This window comes from Streptomyces sp. NPDC005811, assembly GCF_040630405.1.
Taxonomy (GTDB): Bacteria; Actinomycetota; Actinomycetes; order Streptomycetales; family Streptomycetaceae; genus Streptomyces.
In genome coordinates this window covers 1-1,278 of record NZ_JBEXXK010000148.1, presented here as the reverse complement: position 1 = coordinate 1,278, position 1,278 = coordinate 1, and the positions used below count along the sequence as shown (strand labels likewise).

Genomic DNA, 1,278 nt, shown 5'->3' with positions numbered 1-1,278 from the left:
TGTCCCTCCCCTCGTAGCGTAGAGACCATGACTGCAGGGGAAGTTGGGAGTCATGGCGGAGAAGCGACGGAAGTTTGAGCCGGAGTTCCGTGAGGGAGCTGTACGGATCGTCATGGAGACCGGCAAGACGATCGCGGAGGTCGCCGAAGACCTGGGGATCAACGAGACCACGCTGGCGAGCTGGGTCTCCCGCGCCCGCCGGGCAGGGACCGCACCGTCCGGCGAAACTGACGAACTGGAGCGTCTGCGGCGGGAGAACGCCCAGCTCAAGCGGGACAACAAGGAGCTGGACATGGAGCGTGATGTCCTCAAACGCTGCATGGTCCTGTGGGTGAAGTAGCCGTGGCGGACCCGGCGTCCGTCGTCGGGGTGATCAGTGACTTCAGGACCGAGCACGGCATTTCGCACCGCGTCTCCTGTCGCGCCCTGGGCGTGAGCGAGTCGTGGTTCTACAAACACCGCACCCACCAGCCCACCCAGCGTGAGCTGCGCAGACAGCATCTGATCGAGGCGGTGAAGGGAGAGTTCGACGACTCCGGCGGCACCTACGGCTCGCCGAAGATCTGGATCAGGTTGGTCCGGCAGGGCTGGCGGGTCTCGGTGAACACCATCGCGAAGATCATGGCCGAGCTCGGCCTGGTCGCGCGGAAGGTGCGCAGACGGCGGGGGCTGACCCGCCCGGGGAAGCGGCCGGCCGCCCCGGACTTCGTGCGCCGCGACTTCAGCGCCGAGGCACCCGACCTGGTCTGGTGCGGGGACATGACGGAGATCGAAACCGGCGAGGGCAAGCTGTACCTGGCCACGGTCATCGACCTCTTCTCCCGGCGTCTGCTGGGCTACGCGATGGGGGCACGCCACGATGCTGAACTCGTCGTCGCTGCCCTGCACATGGCCGCGACGACCCGTGGCGGAGACGTGCGAGGCGTCATCTTTCACACGGACCGCGGCAGCGAATACGCCTCGCGGAGGTTCCGCCGGGCCTGCCGCCGGCTGGGTGTTTTCCAGTCCATGGGCCGGGTCGGATCTTGTTTCGACAACGCCGTCAGCGAGGCGTTCAACAGCGTGCTCAAGGTCGAGTATGTCCACCGGCACACCTTCTCCACCCGCGCCGCGGCCCGGATCAGGATCGCGACCTGGATCACCGACTTCTACAACACCCATCGGCTACACAGCGTGTGCCATTGGAAGAGCCCTATCGACTACGAACACGACTACTGGGCCAGCTTCACCGAGGAGCTGGCTGCATAGGAAGGTCTCCACAGTTCGAGGGGATTGACA

Annotated in this window: 2 protein-coding genes; both read left to right on the top strand. The window is 65.6% G+C overall.

Annotated features, from left to right (window positions below):
• Positions 1-52: 52 nt before the first annotated feature.
• A complete protein-coding gene (locus ABZ490_RS52175) occupies positions 53-340 on the top strand; it encodes a transposase (protein WP_359008141.1) in 288 nt (95 codons plus the stop codon).
• Complete coding sequence (locus ABZ490_RS52170) at positions 328-1,248, top strand: IS3 family transposase (protein ID WP_359008138.1); 921 nt, start codon at positions 328-330, stop codon at positions 1,246-1,248. Before ABZ490_RS52175 ends, ABZ490_RS52170 begins: the two co-directional genes overlap by 13 nt.
• Positions 1,249-1,278 lie beyond the last annotated feature (30 nt).

Bases quoted from the DNA above. Each gene is read 5' to 3' on its own strand.
- ABZ490_RS52175 (WP_359008141.1), top strand. From the start codon at position 53: ATGGCGGAGAAGCGACGGAAGTTTGAGCCGGAGTTCCGTGAGGGAGCT.